Here is a 17,931-nt window from a genome sequence, read left to right as displayed (position 1 = left end):
TTCAATATATAAATATATACAATGGGGGGGATTGGAATGATTATAAAAGCGATAGATCTTGGGCTGATGTCAGAGCATTTAATGGTGCATAAAGGTGTCCTTGGAAAGCTGGAGCTGTATTTTTGCCTGGCGGAGGATGAGAGGCTCAAACAAATACTGTATGAACAGGCTGTGGTGATGAAAAACCATGTACATGTGATGATCAAGCTGATGAATCCAGAGACAAATGAAGGAGTGACTGCAGCCGCCCTTCAGGAACTGAAACCATTAGAAATGGTATGTACTGATACAGAGGGCAGGTTGAGCGATCAGGAAATCGCCCTGGAAGCGAGAAACACGGCAAAGTCGATGGCCGGCACCAATTTCAGCTCGGCACTTGATATGAAAACCCCGAATGTCCGCCGCATTCACATACAGATGGCACTTCAGCAGACAGGGATACAGGAAAGATACAGTGAACTGATTAAGGAAAAGGGCTGGGAATACGCCCCCGATTCAAACAGAGGGGAGCAGGAAGAGGCTGCCCGCCGATTCAAAGAGCTGTTTAGAGAATAAGGCCTGCTGCTCTTCTAAAATCCACCATCTTACCGCATAATGGCTGTTTGGGAGGTAGGCGATCTTCAGCTTCCTTCCCTCCAGCCGTTCTTCATAATAGCTTCGGCTGATATCCATGGAATACACGTCCACCATCAAATCATCAAAAATAAGCTCCATTACAAACTCGGTGCCTGTTTCGGGATCATCGTACTCTGCCTCATCTGGAACACCTTCTACAAACAGGAACTCTTTATTTTCATAGGCATCCTTATCCTTGTAGAGCAGATGGGCTTCGTGTATGAAATATCCCCCGGATGCGAGGAAGACTATGGTAAAAAGAGAGATAATAATTCCCCCCGACCAGCTTTCTGCAGTCCATACTAAAGCCAGGAAAGCAAGGCCTGCGCAAAGGCATATAGAGACAGCAATAATTAAGCTGAGTACCTCCGACCAGAGGAAATCGTTAATCAATCCGGACACACCCCAAAGAATGAGCGAACAAATCAAAAAGAAAAGGCTTCCAATGCCAGAGATTGCAGTCAGCCATTCCAGGACAGACTGCGGCCTTTTAATTTTTTTGTTTTTGAAGTTCAGCTTCTTTTTCTTCATATAAACCTCCATCTGCCTTTTTCTTTTTATACGTTAAAAAAGGAGAGAAGTTTCGTCAAGAAAAGCAGAAGGCATTCAGGGAGATCCGGAAAGCAAAGAGCGCCAAATCAGGACTCTATGCATTTTAATCAAGTAAAAGATAAAATGTTTGAATTTTTAGATATATATCCTTATAATTAAATAAACTAATTGGTTTATTTAATGGGGAAACAGGGAAACACAATGCGGTTGTTTTAAGAAAAGCGGGTGAGAAAGATGAGCAGAAGAAGAATCTCAAGCGAGATGAAGAAAACGAGCAAGAGCATCCATATGGAAGAATGGATATGGGAGCTTTCCGGGCATATCCAGCCTTGCCGGTCAGGTGCGATTAAGGAGCTGTTCTTAGATAGAATCAGAACAGAACTGGTGAAAGAGGGGCTGATAGGTGAAGATGCTGTTATTACCAAAGAGCATGGGGAACTTTTTGCAGTGCTGATGGAGAAGCGTGCAAAAAGCTGCGGATAGAAAGGATTTTGCGTGATGGAAAACTATTTTACAGGAAACCGGGTCAGTCTGCGGCCTTTTAGAGAAGGAGACAGCACCCATATTTATCAGGCCCTCCTCGATCCTGAGTTCAGGAAGCTTACAGGGACACAGACCTTTTTTACAGAAGACAGCCTTGAAAAAGCCTATAAGAACTTTGCTGAAGACAAATCACGGATCGATCTTGTCATAACAGACAAAGAGACAGGAGCTGCGATAGGGGATCTGGCTCTGACGGAAATTGATTATATCAATAAAAATGCCAGCCTCAGAATTGCTCTTTATAAAAAAGAGCATTACGGAAAGGGGCTTGGAACGGAGGCTATTTCGCTTCTGCTTCAATATGCCTTTGAAGTGCTCAGCCTTTACCGCGTGTATCTCAATGTGTATGAGTATAACAGCCGGGCCATCAGGGCTTATGAAAAACTGGGATTTGTAAAGGAAGGGGCTTTCAGGGGAGAACTGCTTTGGAATGGAGTCCACTACGACAATCTGATCATGGGCATTCTCAGGCATGAGTTCCGTCCTATGAGCACAAACAGGGAGGGGAATTGAGTGCCTCCGATTGTATCAGAGGAGTATAAACGGAATAAGAAGAAGGAGATTTTGGCCAGTGCGCTGAGATGCTTCGCCAGGAAAGGCTTCCAGGCTGCATCCATCGACGACATCGTTGCAGAATCAGGCATCAGCAAGGGTGCCATCTACAACTATTTTAAAAGCAAGGATGATATTTATATCACACTTATGATGGAGCAGACGGAGGAAGCTAATGACCGCCTCCTGAAGGAAATCGAGTCACTTGATTCCGCCGGTGCCAGGCTTTCTTATCTTTTTGACCGCTACAGCCGCTCAAGGCCGGATAAAGACATGAAAGATTACATCGTCGTCCATTATGAATTTACACTTCATTCTTCGCGGAATGAAGAGATCAGCAGAGTGCTGAAACAGCGCGGCAATCAATTCTTCATTAACCTCATCCTCAAAATTGTGGAAGAGGGCAAGAAATCGGGAGAGTTTGCACCTGAAACAGATTCCCGCCTTATTGCCAATATGTTCTGGGTGGTGGTTGACGGAACGAATATCCAGCGCATCCTCTTTGATGATTTTCCTTCAGATAAAGTTTTTCAGACGTTTAAGCAGTTTATGATGTCGTATATTAAGAGTGGATGAGGCTGAGAATTACCTCACCGGTATATCCCTGAAAATCTGCCGCCGGCAGGTTTTTTATTTTTTCAGCAGCTGATGCAGAGAGAGGATAATTATCGCCAAAAGGGGTATAATGCCAAGGTGCATAATCGAAAAAATTAAGGGTAAAATTATGCTTTTCAAACTGTATGGTGTTAAAATTATGAAGGAAGCTTATTTCCTATATTAAGGAAAAAGTAATGGACAGTTTTGAATTGAGCGTCAATTTTATTAATAGGATGATGGGTATGAAAAGAGCAAGAATCATTTATAATCCAACCTCTGGACGGGAAATTTTCAAGAAGAATCTCCCTGAGGTGCTGCAGAAGCTGGAGGAAGCGGGCTATGAAACCTCGTGCCATGCTACAACCTGTGAGGGTGATGCCACTAAGGCGGCACGTGTAGCTGTGGAACGGAAATATGATTTGGTCATAGCAGCCGGGGGAGACGGAACGATCAATGAAGTGGTCAATGGGATGGCCGAGCAGGAGTACCGGCCGAAGCTTGGCATCATTCCGTGCGGCACAACCAATGACTTTGCCCGTGCGGTCCATATTCCCCGCGATGTACAGGCTGCAGTTGATATCATCATACAGGGCGATACGATTCCTGTTGATATCGGCCGGTTCAATGATAAATATTTCATTAATATAGCCGGGGGCGGAAGGCTGACCGAGCTTACGTATGAAGTGCCGAGCAAGCTGAAAACCATGCTGGGGCAGCTGGCCTATTATCTGAAGGGCATTGAAATGCTTCCTTCGATCAAATCCACGGAAGTCAGCATTGAATACGATGGGAAGCTGTATGAAGGTGAAGCCATGCTCTTTTTGGTCGGGCTTACCAACTCGGTTGGGGGCTTTGAACGCCTGGCCCCGGATGCGTCGATCAATGACGGGCTGTTTTCCTTGCTGATCCTGAAAAAGACGAATCTCGCCGATTTCATCCGGATTGCCTCCATGGCAGTAAGAGGAGAGCATATCCATGATCCCCATGTCATCTATACACAGGCCAACCGGATAAAAGTTACCTCCAAAGAAAAAGTCCAGCTGAACCTGGACGGAGAATTCGGCGGATTGCTTCCTGCTGAATTCGTCAATCTTTACCGCCATCTTGAAGTATTCGTGCCAATCGATAAAATCCGCAAGGAAGACCGGCCGTACGAAACTGTGGAGGAATAAGAAACAGGGAAGAGAGCTGGTGTCTCTTCCCTGTTTTTTTTGTTTTACAAAAGGCGCGGAAAAGCTCCCGCGCCTTGTCTCATCTTATTTATGCTTTATGCTTTATGCTTAATCAAATCAGTAATTGCGTGGTAAATCTCCATTCCCTGGTAAAGAAACAGAGTAGACGCCGTTAATGAAAAAGCGCCGATCATTAAGAATCGAATCCACATAATATTGTCCTCCTTATTGTTTGTTTAGCTTTAGCTGAACAATGCAGGAGAACGGTCCACATAGTTGGACTGATAAAAGACGCTTTTCAGGAAAAAATGATGAAGTGCGAAAGCAAGATGGCGGACAGCCAGGAATACCATGATAGCTGCCAGCAGGATAACAGTGGAACTGCCGGGTAATGCGGAAGGTTCGTGCTTTTCATCCGCAGTCAGCTGGAATGATTCCCCGGTTTCTCCGAGAAGGGCTGCCTTGCTTTCATGGACGGGCTGGTGATCCTGATGGATTGGCTGATAATGAACGAACAAAAATGACAGGATTGTCATTAAAAGCAGTGCTGAAACAGCTCTCGCCTTTCTCATCTTCTCACACCCCTTCGCCAAATAGAATATTACCATCATATCGCCTTTGTTCATGTTTTAAAACAAAAAAGTTTTGACAAAATCCCCAGTTTTGACGCGATTTGGGGATGAAAAGGTTTACTTTGCTGCTGTATCAGGGGTGGGGAAACTTTGTGTGTTTTTTATGTGCTTGCATTTGGTTTTTACTGGAGGAGAATGTGAGTTAGGAGGCGGTTATTTGCGGGATTTAGGATATATTTGCGGGATTTGAATTTTATTTGCGACTTTTTGGATATAATTGCGACTTTTAAGATATATTTGCGACTGTCCTCAGATCGGGGGACTCTGCAAGCAGGCCGCACATTCCGGTTATTAGCAACTTTTCAAGTTTATTAGCAAGTTTCCTGTTTTATTAGCAACTTTTCCCATATACTAGCAACTTTTCGATTTTATTAGCAACTTCTTCAATATATTAGCAACTCCACTCCGCCCAACCTCCAAACCCAGCTCCCCAGCCAACCCCTCATCCCCAAAAATCTCCCTGCCTTCGCTTTCCCCCACCCTTTGTGGTACAATCTTGCTAGTCAATAGAGCCACGGAAATTAACACAGCAAAGGACGAACGTGATGAAGGGTACTGTTCCAGTTCAGAAGAATGATTATATAGATGTAATGTTTGAAGATTTGACGCATGATGGGGCGGGAGTCGCGAAGGTGGATGGCTATCCGCTGTTTGTGCCGAATGGCCTGCCGGGCGAGAGGGCCCAGGTGAAGGTGACGAAGGTGAATAAAGGGTACGGGTTTGGGCGTTTGATGGAGATTTATGAAGAGAGCCCGCACCGTGTCGTTGCTCCCTGCCCGATTTATAAGGAGTGCGGCGGCTGCCAGCTGCAGCATCTCAGCTATCAGGGCCAGATGCTGGCAAAGGAAAAGCAGGTGCGTGATGTGCTTACAAGGATCGGAAAGCTTGAGGACGTGAAGGTTCATCCGGTTCTCGGGATGAGTGAGCCGTGGAGATACCGGAATAAGGCACAGGTGCCGATAGGCGAGCATGAAGGCGGTCTGATCGGCGGCTTCTACCAGCAGCGATCCCACCAGATCATCGATATGAAAGAGTGTCTGATCCAGCAGGAAAAAAATGATGAAGTCGTCCAGACAGTCAAAGAGATCTGCGCCAAGTATGGAGTCAGGGCTTATGATGAAGGGCGCCATAAAGGTGAGCTCCGCCACATCATGGCGCGGCATGGACTTGTAACCGGAGAAGTGATGGTCGTGCTGATTACAAGGACCAATGAGCTTCCGAACCGGAAAAAGATCACCGAGGAAATTGCAGCGAGCATAAAAGGAATCAAGTCGATCGTCCATAATGTGAACCCGAAGAAAACGAATGTGATCTTTGGAGACGTCACCCGTGTCATCTGGGGCGAAGAAGTGATCTACGATTATATTGGCGATATCAAGTTCGCCATCTCAGCCCGCTCTTTTTACCAGGTCAATCCGGAGCAGACGAAGGTGCTTTACGAGAAGGCGCTTGAATATGCAGATCTGTCAGGCGAAGAAAGCGTCATAGATGCTTATTGCGGAATCGGCACCATTTCTCTTTTTCTCGCTCAAAAGGCAAAGAAGGTCTTTGGAGTGGAAATCGTGCCTGAGGCAATTGAGGATGCCAAACGCAATGCGGCTCTTAACGGGATAACAAATGCGGAGTTTGCGGTTGGGGAAGCGGAAAAGGTCATCCCTGATTGGTATAAGGAAGGAAACCAGGCGGATGTCCTGGTTGTCGATCCGCCGCGCAAAGGCTGTGATGAAGCCTTGCTGCAGACGATTCTAAGCATGAAGCCGAAAAAAGTGGTCTATGTTTCCTGCAATCCTGCCACGCTTGCCCGCGATTTGCGGATCCTTGAAGACGGCGGGTATAAGACAGAGGAAGTCCAGCCGGTTGATATGTTCCCGCAGACGATGCATTGTGAAGCAGTGGCAAAAATCACCCTAAAAGATCAATAATCCATAAAACTGAGGCAGCCCCAACCAGGCTGCCTTTTCACATACTTCCAAACACTCTGACCAATACTAAAACGGGTGATGAAAATGGCATGCCGTTCTAGTGATGAATTAAAAAAACTGGTTGAGGAAGCGCGGAAGGAGACGGTGCACGGAAGGGTGGCCGATTATATCCCTGCGCTTGGTAAGGCGGATCCGGGGGATTTATCCATTGCGATCCAATATCCTGGCGGCGAATGCGTCTCTGCCGGTGATGTTGAGGAAAAGATTACGCTTCAAAGTGTGTCAAAAGTAATCAGCCTGGCCTATGTTTTAATGGAAAGGGGCCCTGGTTATGTGTTCGACCGTGTGGGGATGGAGCCGACGGGCGATCCGTTCAACTCGATTGCCAAGCTTGAGACCATGGCGCCTGCCAAACCCCTGAATCCCATGATTAATGCAGGGGCGCTTGTCGTTACACACATGGTGGAAGGAAGTTCTCCTGATGAACGTTTCGAAAAGCTTCTTGGTTTCGTCCGGCGGCTCGCAGATGATGAAACGATCGGCTACTGCCGGGAAGTAGCAGAGTCCGAATTGAGGACAGCCGACCTGAACAGGGCGCTTTGCTATTTCCTGAAGCAGCATGATGTTATCCAGGAAGATGTAGAAGATCTGCTCGACTTATATACGAGGCAGTGTGCTATTGAAATGAACTGCCTGAACCTGGCGAGGATTGGCCTTGTTTTTGCACTGGATGGAAAAGACCCGCGGACAGGCGGGGAAATCATGCCTAGGGACATCGCGCGGATCTGCAAGACCTTTATGGTAACCTGCGGCATGTACAATGCTTCAGGCGAATTTGCGATCAAAATCGGGATCCCGGCGAAAAGCGGTGTTTCAGGAGGGATCATGGGTGCGGTCCCTGGCCGTTTTGGCATTGGCATCTTCGGGCCGGCCCTTGATGAGAGGGGAAACAGCATTGCAGGGATCCGGCTTTTGGAACTGCTGTCGAAGAATTACAGTTTAAGCATGTTTTAATCCAATCATAAAACCCGCTGCAATTACAGCGGGTTTCTGGCTTATGCCGGTTCCTTGATCTGGTCAAAAAATGCCGAAATAAGCTGTTCAAGTTTGTCGGTATCCATCAGTTTGAATAAGCCACTTGCCTTAATGGTTGCCAATGTGCTCTCAATCAAAAACCTTCTCGGATTCTTGGATCTTAGAAGCTCTTCCTGTATAAAATCAAGAAGCTCCACATATTTAGGCTCTTCTTTGTTGATTGCTTTTTTCAGCGTTAGGACCGTGTGGTGGAGATCCTTTTGGAAGCCGGGATTTGGATGTCTGCAGTCTGGAGCCCATTTATCCAGAAGCTCAGGCTGAAACAGCTGGTCTTCTGTACTGGATACCTCCTCAACCATTTTCACAATTCTCTTTACACTGTACTGTACCACCTGGTGGATGCTGGCATTCACTTCATTCGCAATTGTGTGATATTTCAAGTTCTGGTTAAGGATCCCGAGAAATATGATCGAGCAGTCAAGAAGATAGTATTTCTTGCTTTCGCCGAACAGATCGATGAACCGCTGATACAGCCAGCGCAGCATGCGGAGCTGTCCGCGTTTGATGAATTCCTTCAGGTCTTCATCATTTAAGATGTAGACTTCTTCGAAAAGGGCGATCAGCTTATTCGCTCGGTTCGTTATCAGCTGAAGCTCGATCTGCTGGATGAATATATCTATATCGGCAGGATCCTGGCCGATGAGCAGTTCATTGCGTTCTTTTTCCAGCTGGGAATAGATGCTTCTGACCATTTCAATCAGGAGTTCATTCTTAGATGGAAAATAATTATAGAAGGTTCCTTTGGAGATGCCGCTGTACTCCAGGATATCCTGAATGCTGGTGGCCTGGAAGCCTTTATCGATAAACAGCTGGTGTGCCATTTTGATCACATGCTGTTTCCTGTCATTCATAAAATCACCTTTTTTAAGTAGTATACTGCCTGTATAAATTTTATAGTACACCATTTATTATGCCAAAACAAATCCAGTTATTTCAACGGAATTTAATGATTGCAATCTTTGTACCGATGGTATATGATATGTTTTGTGAAACAGGAGTCCAATATATTGGACTTAAAGTATAGGAGGAAAAAATGGAACAAAAAATAAATAATACAGGCAGGCCGCCGTACGGTATGATCGCGGTTCTGATGATTGGCGCCTTTATTGCTTTCTTGAATAATACGCTCTTGAATATCGCGCTGCCTTCTATCATGAAGGAGCTTGAAATCGGCGCATCAACCGTTCAATGGCTGACAACCGGCTTCATGCTCGTCAACGGAATTCTAATCCCGACAACTGCTTTCCTTATTCAAAAATATTCTGTACGCAGGCTGTTCCTTGCAGCCATGCTTTTATTTACAGCGGGGACTGTGCTGGCCGGAACTGCGCATATTTTCCCGGTATTGCTGGCTGGAAGGATGCTTCAGGCATCAGGTTCGGCTATTCTTATGCCGCTTTTGATGAATGTTATGCTGATCAGCTTCCCTGTTGAAAAAAGGGGAACGGCGATGGGTGTATTTGGACTGATCCTCATGTTTGCACCTGCAATCGGCCCTACGCTGTCAGGATGGATCATTGAGCACTATGATTGGAGAATGCTGTTCCACTTCATTACTCCGATTGCGGCTGTAGTTCTGCTTGTCGGATTCTTCCTGCTGAAGGATAAGAAGGAAAAAGTGAACATCCGCCTGGATATGCTGTCTCTTATCCTGTCCAGCATCGGTTTCGGCGGAATCCTTTACGGGTTCAGCTCCGCGGGGGACAAAGGCTGGGACAGCCCGCATGTGTATGTAACCATTACAGTGGGTGTTATCTCGCTGATTATTTTCATCCTGCGCCAGACAAAGCAGGAGCGCCCGATGCTGAATTTCGGGGTTTATAAATATCCGATGTTTGCTTTATCATCAGCCATTACAATGGTAGTCAATATGGCACTGTTCTCAGGGATGATCCTTCTGCCGATCTATGTGCAGACCCTTCGCGGAATCTCGCCTATGGATGCAGGGCTTCTGCTTCTGCCTGGAGCCATCATCATGGCATTCATGTCGCCTATTACCGGCCGTTTGTTCGATAAATTCGGAGGCCGCGTGCTTGCGATCATCGGACTTGCGATCACTGTAGTAACGACTTACCTGTTCTCAAAGCTTACTCTTGATACAACTTATACAAATTTGATCATTCTTTACTCTGTCCGTATGCTTGGGATGTCCATGGTTATGATGCCGGTATCAACTAATGGCCTTAACCAGCTGCCAGCCCAGTACTATCCGCACGGGACAGCGATGAATAACACTTTGAACCAGGTATCTGGCGCGATTGGAACAGCGTTGCTTGTGACAATCATGTCAACGCGGACCAAAACCCATGCTGAAGAGATTGCTGCTGATGCATTGCAGCAGTCGGCAGGGTCAAATGCCGGCGTCCAGCCGACAGAAGCTGCGCTTGCCCAAATGGAGCAGCAGATCGGCATGCAGGCTATGCTTGAAGGCATCAATGATGCTTTCCTTGTGGCAACCTTCATTGCTGGTGTTGCCCTTGTGCTTGCCTTCTTCATCAAGCGTGCCAAGCCGGCTGAAGAACCATCTGAAGCAAAATCTTCACAGGAAAAGACTGCACCAAAGCTGGCTGAAAACTAATAGAGAAAAGGAGAATGTCCATGGGGCATTCTCCTTTTTACATTAAAAAAAGGAAGAGCAGAATCTTCCTTTTCCCTTTTAATATGTTTTTACCACATCATCGAAAGCCCTTCTTGATTTCGGACGCGGATCTTTTGTACGGTAGCCGAATGCAACCATGACGGATATGCCGAAGTGGCCGTCCTCGAGGATGCCTTCCTCCTGGAGCAGTTCATTCATTTTTTCAATATTAAAGCCTTCGATCGGACAGGAATCGATGCCAATCTGGGCAGCAGCTGTCATCATATTAGCAAGGGCGATGTAGGTCTGCTTGGAAGCCCAGTCATACAGCGGACGGTCTCCTTCAAGAAGCTTGAAATCATCTTTCTGGAATTCCTCAACCCGGCCAAGGTATTTTTCGAGTATATCAGAAGGCATATTCAGAACATTGGTGAATTGGTCTTTTAAATAATCCGAATCATACTTAGTATCCATTTTGGTCCGCGCCAGAATGACGACGAAATGGCTCGCATCAGGCAGCTTGCTGTAAGCACCCCAGGAAGCGTTTTTAATTTTTTCCCGAAGTTCCGGGCTTTCAATGACAGCAAAGCGCCAAGGCTCAAATCCGAATGAGCTTGGAGAGAGACGGCCGGTTTCCATGATGAAGCGGAAGTCATCCTCCGGGATTTTTTTATCTGGATCAAATTCCTTTGTTGCGTGGCGGAAATGGTAAGCGTCCAGAATCTCCTGCTTTAATTCTTCTTTATTGCGCATCTCGTCAACTCCTTCTATTTTTTACTCTCATTAAAATTACCATAATCCATTTTTTAATTCATGAAATCGGCTCGGCGGGAAATGGTAATGGAAAAATCTGTTTGATATTCCTCTATTTCCATAAATTATTTGACAGGCAGTGCGGGTACATAACAACTACACCTGAATAATAGAACATCTTGGAAAGGCTGGATGAGGCAGAACATTTTTTGTATGTTTCCAGCAGAGTCCATCGGGTAATTAAAAAGCATATTAAAATCTAAAATTTACAGGAGGTAATCATGATGAATGACAACAAAAAGTTCATTGGAGTATTCGATACACAGGAAGAAGCAATCAAGAAGATTGACGACTTAAAACTCCAGGGCTACGGAGAATCGGATATTTATGCGGTTGCGAAGGATGCCGATGATATCTCTATGGTAAGAGGGCGAACCGGTGCAGAAGTGGAAGGAACGGATGCAGACGGCGGTTCATGGCTGGACAAGTTTATGTCATTCCTGACCGGTGAGGATGAGGTCCGCGGAGGAATGCAGAATATGGGACTGACAGATGCAGAGGCTGACCGCTATTACAGTGATATTCAGGCGGGAAAAATTCTGCTGTACGTTGATAAGGATTATGATCAATACTATGGAGAACGGACACTTGCTAATGAAGCAAACCCTACGAGCCCTGCTGCTCCGACCCTTGATGCCACAGGCTATGGGGCAGTAACCGGTCCGAATAATACAGCAGGTACAGCCGGCATGGCAAACACTGCAGGAATGCGTACAGGCAGACTGACCGACGAGCCGGACGGCTATGTAGAGGGTGTCAAGGCAGATGAATTGACCGGCTCTGCTGATGTAGAGGGTGTCAATTCAGATAAATTGAATGGCTATGCTGATGAAGATGACTTGACTGACGAACAGCGCCTGCGCCTGCGTGAGGAGCGCCTGCAGGTTGACAAAGAGCGCGTCCAGACCGGTGAGGTTCACGTTGAAAAAGACGTTGTAGAAGAAGAGCGTTCAGTTGATGTGAATGTCAGCCATGATGAAGTATATGTAGAACGGCGCAAAGTTGACGGGCAGGCCGTTGATGGAGATGCCGGACCGATTGTCGATGACAATGACGATATAAGAATTCCCATTACTGAAGAACGTCTGGAAGTTACGAAGAAACCTGTCGTGACTGAGGAGCTTGTTGTCGGCAAGCGGAAGGTTGAGGATACAGAGACTGTCAGGGATACAGTCAAGCGTGAAAAAGCCCATGTGGATGGTGCGGATGATTACGATGAAGATGACCGTGATTCCGGCACAGCCTATCTGGGCAGCGATCAGGACGACAGCCTGGCAGACCGTATGGACGATCGCGGCCGCTTCTAATCTGAATAAAGACGAAACAGCCAGCATCATGCTGGCTGTTTTTTCTGTGCAGAATTTTATTTACATTCACATATCGGTGGTATAAATTGGTATATAAAAAGAAAGCGGGTAAGCGTATGGTGAACTTCTATTTATTTGCTTTGATGTGCATTTTTCTGATCATCCTGCCAGGGCCTGATACAGCGGTTGCTACAAGAAATACACTCTCTGCAGGCAGGATGGGCGGACTCAAAACGGCGGCAGGCACATGCTCTGCGCTGGCAATCCATACACTTGCTGCGGTTGCCGGGCTTTCCGCCCTGATTGTCAAGTCGGCTATGCTTTTTTCTGTATTGAAATATGCCGGTGCTGCTTATTTGGTCTATCTTGGAATCAAAAGCCTACTATCAATCAGGAATGGCGGACAGGAACTTGATAAGAACAGCGAGCAGGTGATTAAAGGGAAAACGTTCTTCAGGCAGGGCTTTTTGACGAATCTGCTGAATCCGAAGGTCGCTGTATTTTTCCTGACCTTTCTGCCGCAGTTTGTTGAAGAGGGGACCGCGCCATTTTTCCCATTTCTCCTTATGGGAGCGGTCTATACCATTTTGACTGCTGTCTGGTTTTTCTTATATGTACTCTTAATCCAGCAGATTAGTTCTTTTATGAAAAAACCGAAAACTCAGAAGGCAATCGAAGGGCTGACCGGGACCATTCTCATTGGATTCGGTGTTAAGCTTGCTCTGGAGAAGGCGCTGTAGGCTCCTCATTTTCATTAAAACATGCTATTCTGTAAATAAGATCAGAACAGAAGGGCTGAGTCCATGTATTTAACCATTGAAGAAACGGCAGAATATCTGTCAATGCCAGCTGCTGCTGTCGAAAAGCTTGTGCAGCAGAAAAAAATTCGCGCCATTTTTGACGGCGAGCAGTATCTCATCTATAAAGAGCAATTCAAGACTCATTTGGAACAGATGGAGAAGTATAAAAGGCTGGTCGAGGAAGTACTGAATGAACCAATTCCGGAAGATCGGGATATAAAGGATGAAGACTAAAACAAAGCGCCTGGGATGCCGGGTGCTTTTCTATTTTTAAAAAGCTCTGTTAAAATCTGTTGTTGATAATTTGATCACATGGAAATATAAAAACAGGAAGTCGCCTTATGGAGTGGCCAGCAAGCTTTAAAATAAGCGGAAATTTTCCGGTTAAGCGGAGCAAAGTTGCCCATTTTCCTGTTTTTTGAGTTGATAGGCGGAATTTCTCCGTCTATTTGAGCTGTTTTTAGAGGTTTTAAGAAATTAGGGGGAATTTCTCCGCTTATTTTTCAGCCGGTCACTGATTCCCTCATATCAGGTCAAGGAAGGTTCACTCTTTTATGGCTGGAAGGGAAGAAAAAAATTGCTCTTATGTAGTTTTCCTTTAATGCCGCTCCAATTAGATTATGCACAAACGGTGCAGGTTAGTGTTAGAGGATAAGCCGATATAGAAACAATGAAACTTTTGTTTTATATAAGCGTATTAGTGTGTAAGAGGAACACATTAGGTATTGTCAATGGCATTATTGAAGGAAATTGAGAAATAAGGGGATATTATATGTCACCATTTTCGTTAGGATTAATACTAGGTGCCTTTTTAGTTATAGGGGTACAACAAATTATTTACACTTTAATATGGGTATATACAGGGGAAAATATGGGGATGTTGCGAAACATTAGAACAGCTATAAAGATTCTAAAGAATAAGGAAAAAGAGAAAAGTGGAGAAAGTTATTAAGAAATTGTTGAATGACAACAAAGTCGGGAAAGACTTGAATTTGTCAATCAACTACCGTGTAAAAAAACGTTCAATAAAGACTCGTTACAAATTTAGGATTGAGTCTTATTTAATGAGAATTTGGAACAAAAATTGTAGATATTGTATTATTAAAATTCAATAGTTATTTATGTTAAGATAAACAATTGTGAAAATGCACTTAAACAAACGGGTGCTTTAGTCTACCAAGCAATTATTACAAAATGGAACTTCCACAAATCAGGAAGTTCCATTTTTATTTTTAATCTCACTCAACATTGAACTTTAACAGCCCTATCAATTATGCACCAGCCTGGTGAGACAGAAAAAAGAGAAACTGTGACATTTCGGATAAGTTTATTGTTGTGCTGGAGGGTAAAAAGGAGTATATTTAAATGAGAATGATAATCAATTCTATTGGTTATGAGGAGTGAGCGGAATGAATCAGCAGGAGATTTTTGATGTCACCATTATCGGCGGGGGGCCAGCAGGCCTATATTCAGCCTTTTACAGCGGCCTCAGGGAAATGAAAACAAAACTGATTGAATTTCAGCCGCAGCTTGGCGGAAAAATACATGTTTATCCTGAAAAGATGATTTGGGACGTCGGCGGCCTGACGCCAACTCCAGGTGCAAAGCTGATTACACAGCTGGTAGAGCAGGGGCTGACCTTTGATCCGGAGGTTGTGCTTAATGAAAAGGTGGAAGCGATCTCCCGCGGGGAGGATGGAATTTTTGTCCTTTCCGGATCTTCGGGAAGGCTGCATTACTCAAGGACAATCATTGTCGCTGTAGGCAGCGGAATTCTGAATCCTCAGAAGCTGAACATAGAGGGCGCTGAACGGTTTGAGGTTTCCAATCTGAATTATACGGTAAAATCACTGCAGCATTTCAAGGATAAAAGGGTCATCATTTCAGGCGGCGGCAATTCTGCGATTGATTGGGCGAATGAGCTGGAGCCGGTCGCACGCCAGGTGTATATCGCTTTCCGGAAGGAGAACCTTTCCGGACATGAGGCGCAGGTGTCCCAGCTTCTCGGGAGCTCAGCCATCTGCCTTGGCTGCACGTCTATCACAAAGCTGATTGCCGGTGAAAGCCATGAGGAGATTGAAAAGGTAGAGCTGACCAATTGTGAAACAGGAGAAGTTTCTTATCTGGATGTGGACGAAGTCATCATCAACCATGGCTATGAGCAGGATGCTTCATTATTGAAGAATAGCGGATTGAAGATTGATATTGCCCAGGATTTCTATATTTCCGGGAACAGTTGCAGTGAGTCATCCATTGAGGGTCTCTATGCAGCAGGGGATATCCTTCAGCATGAAGGCAAGCTCAACCTGATTGCAGGCGCGTTCCAGGATGCTGCCAATGCGGTGAACAAAGCAAAGCAATACATCCAGCCGGACGCCGGCAGGGCCGCGATGGTCTCGTCCCATAATGATGTATTTAAGCAGCGCAACCGCAAGATTGTCCAGCAGATGATTAAATAATAGACGTAAAGGCAGGTACCCTGATTTGGGCGCCTGCCTTTTTTTAGTATTCTTGATACTTGATTTCCGTTCCTCTTCCCACATACCATTCATAGAAGTCTGCCGCCATTTCTTTCGGCACATCATCAAGGCTGGAATGGAGGACCGGCTTGGCTCTGTTGACGGTTTCAATTGAAGCAAGTCCGAGCCACTTTTGAAAAAGATTGCTTGTTACGCTGACCTCGATCACCTTTTCCCGTTTAGAAATGAACAGTGAAGTGGATAGGCTTCCGGATTTCATCTGGATGAACTGGCTGTTCAGAGTGTATCTTGTATTCCAGTAATCCAGGATTCTTAACAGGGCTATGATGATTAGGAGGCCAGCAGAAACGAACAGCCAGGCTCTCTCTGTATCAAGGATTTCAGGCTTGAACCATGCCAGCCCTGCAGTGGCCAGAATCCACACCCAGCTTGGCTTTAACAGGCGGATCCAGAAAGACTTCCCTGGCAGCCGCTTCATTTCCCTGGTGACCTCGTATTGCGGCAGGATCTCAGAAATCATTTCATAGGCTCTTTTAACAGGGAGGAACGGATACAATGTGCTGATTTCAGGCGAATCCTCACCGAGGCTTACACCGCCGGCGCTTGTCAGCTTTACTTCTGCAAGTCCCAGCAGCCTTTTGATGGGCGGCTGTTTCACCTCAATAGCCTGCACCCTCTCTTTTAAAATGGAGAATCTGGATTCATCGAGCACTCCCTGGACGATATAGATCCGTTCCTGATCTGAGGAAATTTCATATTTCCCGTATTTAAGATAAGTCCTTGCCACTCCGATCCCGGTCGAAACGAGCAGCAGAAGGATTAGGATGCCAGCAAGAAGAAGACTTGAACCCATCAATGCGGCAAAAAGACCCTGGGCCTGCTCATCCAGGTCAAATACTTCATCGATTTTAAAATAAATGGACACAATGGCGGAAAAAAGGACAAGAAAGCTGAAGGAAGTGAATGATGCTTTAAGGATGTCCTTTTTTCCAGGGGTAAAATGGACGATCCTCCCGGCAGGAAGCACAGGCTGTGCAGTTTTCTCGTTTCCGGCTTCCTGGCCAGCCGGAGGAGCGCCCGCCGGATCCACAAGTGAAATGCCTTCCTCCTGCGGACGGGAAACATGTTCTTCCAGCTTTTCAGCTTCTTCCTTTCGGATGACCTTGAATTCAATCGCTGAATCTGCGCCTGTCATTCCTGTTTCAAACCGGATTGAAGTCAACCCGAATATCCGGTGAAAAAGGGAGGTGCGGTAATTCACATTCTGTACCTTTGAAAAAGGGATGGTCTGATTCGATTTGGTAAAAATCCCTTCTTTTAAATGAAAGGAACTGCCGTCAAGCTTATAGGTGCTTGTCAGCCATTTCAGGACAATTGAAACAGCGGAAACAGCCATGAAAAGGAAGAATACCAGCCTTCCGTATTTAACATACGCAGCATCAGAGCCAAATTTGATGACAAACAGAAAGAAAACGATGAATATGGAACCCTTCACCAGCTGGTAAAGATTCATCAGCATGATAAGCGGGTGATGGCGTTTTTCCTCGATCATTGTTCCACTTCCTTTATTTTGGCGAAACGGGCAATCGTATCCCGCAGCTGCATAGCCACTTCGTCAGGCAATGCAGGAATAGTGTGGGAAGAGCCCATCGTTTCAATCGAGATGGAATAGAGGCCATATCTCCTCATCAATGGTCCCTGGCTGGCAGATACAGATTGGATTTTTGTCATAGGGACCAGCTGGTGCTTCTCGGTAATCGCCCCGAACTTCAGCTTCAGGAATTCCTCGTCCACTCCATACCGCCAATTTTTATAAAGCAGCATCGGCCTGATGATCGACCAGGGAATAGAGAGAACTGTAATCACCACTAACCCGATCAGAATCCAGCCGATCCACTCTTTCCATGCAAAATAATGATCCAGATACAATAGTATGCCGAGAACGGCGAAGGCAATAATGTCGCCGATCATATCGGCCGTAATCCAAACTTTTACCGCGTTTTTTGATAATCTGTTTTGAGGCGGTGCGATCCGCGATTCCAAAAATACCACTCCTGAAAACAATTTAATAGAAAGATTAAGTCCTTATGTTACTTACGTCGAAGGTTCTCATAAAGATTCATTTAATTTTGCGGATAAGAGGGGGATTTTTAGTTTACAGCCTGTTTCACACGAAAAATGGAATGTATCTGTTTTCAAAAGATATTTCACTTGTAAAATACGAACATTATTATAAGTTGACTTTTTATCGTTCGTGTATTAAACTCTTTAAT

19 protein-coding genes are annotated in these 17,931 nt (G+C 45.5%); 13 read left to right on the top strand and 6 right to left on the bottom strand.

The annotated features are described in order from the left end of the window. The first annotated feature begins 36 nt into the window (after positions 1-36). Positions 37-555 (top strand): spore coat protein, encoded by a 519-nt coding sequence (locus Q9R36_RS11310; protein ID WP_165352690.1) that lies wholly within the window; start codon positions 37-39, stop codon positions 553-555. On the opposite strand, the gene Q9R36_RS11305 is transcribed toward Q9R36_RS11310, so the two are convergent. Beyond that, entirely contained in the window at positions 496-1,146 is a 651-nt protein-coding gene (locus tag Q9R36_RS11305) for a hypothetical protein (RefSeq protein ID WP_101552092.1), read from the bottom strand. The two genes, Q9R36_RS11310 and Q9R36_RS11305, sit on opposite strands and share 60 nt — an antisense overlap. Before the next feature lie 255 nt (positions 1,147-1,401). On the opposite strand from Q9R36_RS11305, the gene Q9R36_RS11300 reads away from it, so the two are divergent. From Q9R36_RS11300 to Q9R36_RS11285, 4 genes are all read left to right on the top strand, one after another. Beyond that, positions 1,402-1,650 carry a hypothetical protein gene (locus Q9R36_RS11300; RefSeq protein WP_009792511.1) on the top strand — a complete coding sequence of 83 codons (249 nt, stop codon included), beginning with the start codon at positions 1,402-1,404 and terminating at the stop codon, positions 1,648-1,650. 15 nt (positions 1,651-1,665) lie between these two features. Beyond that, positions 1,666-2,223, top strand: a complete 558-nt coding sequence (locus Q9R36_RS11295; RefSeq protein WP_009792510.1) for a GNAT family N-acetyltransferase — start codon at positions 1,666-1,668, stop codon at positions 2,221-2,223. Further along, a complete protein-coding gene (locus Q9R36_RS11290) occupies positions 2,224-2,838 on the top strand; it encodes a TetR/AcrR family transcriptional regulator (protein WP_224952079.1) in 615 nt (204 codons plus the stop codon). A 263-nt stretch (positions 2,839-3,101) separates the two neighbouring features. Then, positions 3,102-4,031 carry a diacylglycerol kinase gene (locus Q9R36_RS11285; protein WP_224905552.1) on the top strand — a complete coding sequence of 310 codons (930 nt, stop codon included), beginning with the start codon at positions 3,102-3,104 and terminating at the stop codon, positions 4,029-4,031. A 242-nt stretch (positions 4,032-4,273) separates the two neighbouring features. Here Q9R36_RS11285 and Q9R36_RS11280 read toward each other — a convergent pair whose 3' ends face one another. Beyond that, positions 4,274-4,603, bottom strand: coding sequence for a hypothetical protein (locus Q9R36_RS11280; protein WP_022543270.1), 330 nt, complete (start codon positions 4,601-4,603; stop codon positions 4,274-4,276). A gap of 605 nt (positions 4,604-5,208) precedes the next feature. Here Q9R36_RS11280 and rlmD point away from each other — a divergent pair. Together rlmD and glsA are read left to right on the top strand one after the other, a co-directional pair. Beyond that, positions 5,209-6,585 carry a 23S rRNA (uracil(1939)-C(5))-methyltransferase RlmD gene (rlmD, locus tag Q9R36_RS11275; RefSeq protein ID WP_009792505.1) on the top strand — a complete coding sequence of 459 codons (1,377 nt, stop codon included), beginning with the start codon at positions 5,209-5,211 and terminating at the stop codon, positions 6,583-6,585. Between the two features lie 84 nt (positions 6,586-6,669). Next, the gene (glsA, locus tag Q9R36_RS11270; RefSeq protein WP_009792504.1) at positions 6,670-7,599 is read left to right on the top strand and encodes a glutaminase A; all 930 of its coding nucleotides are present in this window, start codon (positions 6,670-6,672) and stop codon (positions 7,597-7,599) included. 41 nt (positions 7,600-7,640) lie between these two features. Here the strand turns inward: glsA and Q9R36_RS11265 are convergent, their stop codons facing one another. Next, positions 7,641-8,531 (bottom strand): TetR/AcrR family transcriptional regulator, encoded by an 891-nt coding sequence (locus Q9R36_RS11265; protein WP_101552087.1) that lies wholly within the window; start codon positions 8,529-8,531, stop codon positions 7,641-7,643. A 182-nt stretch (positions 8,532-8,713) separates the two neighbouring features. Between Q9R36_RS11265 and Q9R36_RS11260 the strand changes: the two genes are divergently transcribed. Next, entirely contained in the window at positions 8,714-10,258 is a 1,545-nt protein-coding gene (locus tag Q9R36_RS11260) for a DHA2 family efflux MFS transporter permease subunit (protein ID WP_009792502.1), read from the top strand. A 78-nt stretch (positions 10,259-10,336) separates the two neighbouring features. Here the strand turns inward: Q9R36_RS11260 and Q9R36_RS11255 are convergent, their stop codons facing one another. Further along, positions 10,337-11,011 carry an NAD(P)H-dependent oxidoreductase gene (locus Q9R36_RS11255; RefSeq protein ID WP_009792501.1) on the bottom strand — a complete coding sequence of 225 codons (675 nt, stop codon included), beginning with the start codon at positions 11,009-11,011 and terminating at the stop codon, positions 10,337-10,339. Between the two features lie 281 nt (positions 11,012-11,292). Between Q9R36_RS11255 and Q9R36_RS11250 the strand changes: the two genes are divergently transcribed. The 5 genes from Q9R36_RS11250 (at position 11,293) to Q9R36_RS11230 (ending at position 15,637) form a co-directional block, all read left to right on the top strand. Next, positions 11,293-12,378 carry a YsnF/AvaK domain-containing protein gene (locus Q9R36_RS11250; RefSeq protein ID WP_311225124.1) on the top strand — a complete coding sequence of 362 codons (1,086 nt, stop codon included), beginning with the start codon at positions 11,293-11,295 and terminating at the stop codon, positions 12,376-12,378. Between the two features lie 116 nt (positions 12,379-12,494). Then, positions 12,495-13,118, top strand: coding sequence for a LysE family translocator (locus tag Q9R36_RS11245; protein WP_311225123.1), 624 nt, complete (start codon positions 12,495-12,497; stop codon positions 13,116-13,118). 63 nt (positions 13,119-13,181) lie between these two features. Then, on the top strand, positions 13,182-13,412 hold the full coding sequence (locus Q9R36_RS11240; protein ID WP_009792498.1) for an excisionase family DNA-binding protein: 231 nt from the start codon (positions 13,182-13,184) through the stop codon (positions 13,410-13,412). Between the two features lie 538 nt (positions 13,413-13,950). Then, the gene (locus tag Q9R36_RS11235) at positions 13,951-14,130 is read left to right on the top strand and encodes a hypothetical protein (RefSeq protein WP_009792495.1); all 180 of its coding nucleotides are present in this window, start codon (positions 13,951-13,953) and stop codon (positions 14,128-14,130) included. Positions 14,131-14,587: 457 nt separating this feature from the next. Continuing rightward, on the top strand, positions 14,588-15,637 hold the full coding sequence (locus Q9R36_RS11230; protein ID WP_129613857.1) for an NAD(P)/FAD-dependent oxidoreductase: 1,050 nt from the start codon (positions 14,588-14,590) through the stop codon (positions 15,635-15,637). A 43-nt stretch (positions 15,638-15,680) separates the two neighbouring features. Here the strand turns inward: Q9R36_RS11230 and Q9R36_RS11225 are convergent, their stop codons facing one another. Beyond that, positions 15,681-17,210 carry a PH domain-containing protein gene (locus tag Q9R36_RS11225; RefSeq protein WP_129613858.1) on the bottom strand — a complete coding sequence of 510 codons (1,530 nt, stop codon included), beginning with the start codon at positions 17,208-17,210 and terminating at the stop codon, positions 15,681-15,683. Next, positions 17,207-17,701 (bottom strand): PH domain-containing protein, encoded by a 495-nt coding sequence (locus Q9R36_RS11220; RefSeq protein ID WP_022543275.1) that lies wholly within the window; start codon positions 17,699-17,701, stop codon positions 17,207-17,209. Before Q9R36_RS11220 ends, Q9R36_RS11225 begins: the two co-directional genes overlap by 4 nt. Positions 17,702-17,931 lie beyond the last annotated feature (230 nt).

The sequence above is a fragment of the Bacillus sp. AG4(2022) genome (assembly GCF_031844465.1).
GTDB lineage: Bacteria > Bacillota > Bacilli > Bacillales > Cytobacillaceae > Bacillus_AB > Bacillus_AB infantis.
The sequence above is the reverse complement of the archived record's forward strand: the minus strand, read 5'-3'. Positions and strand labels throughout refer to the sequence as shown.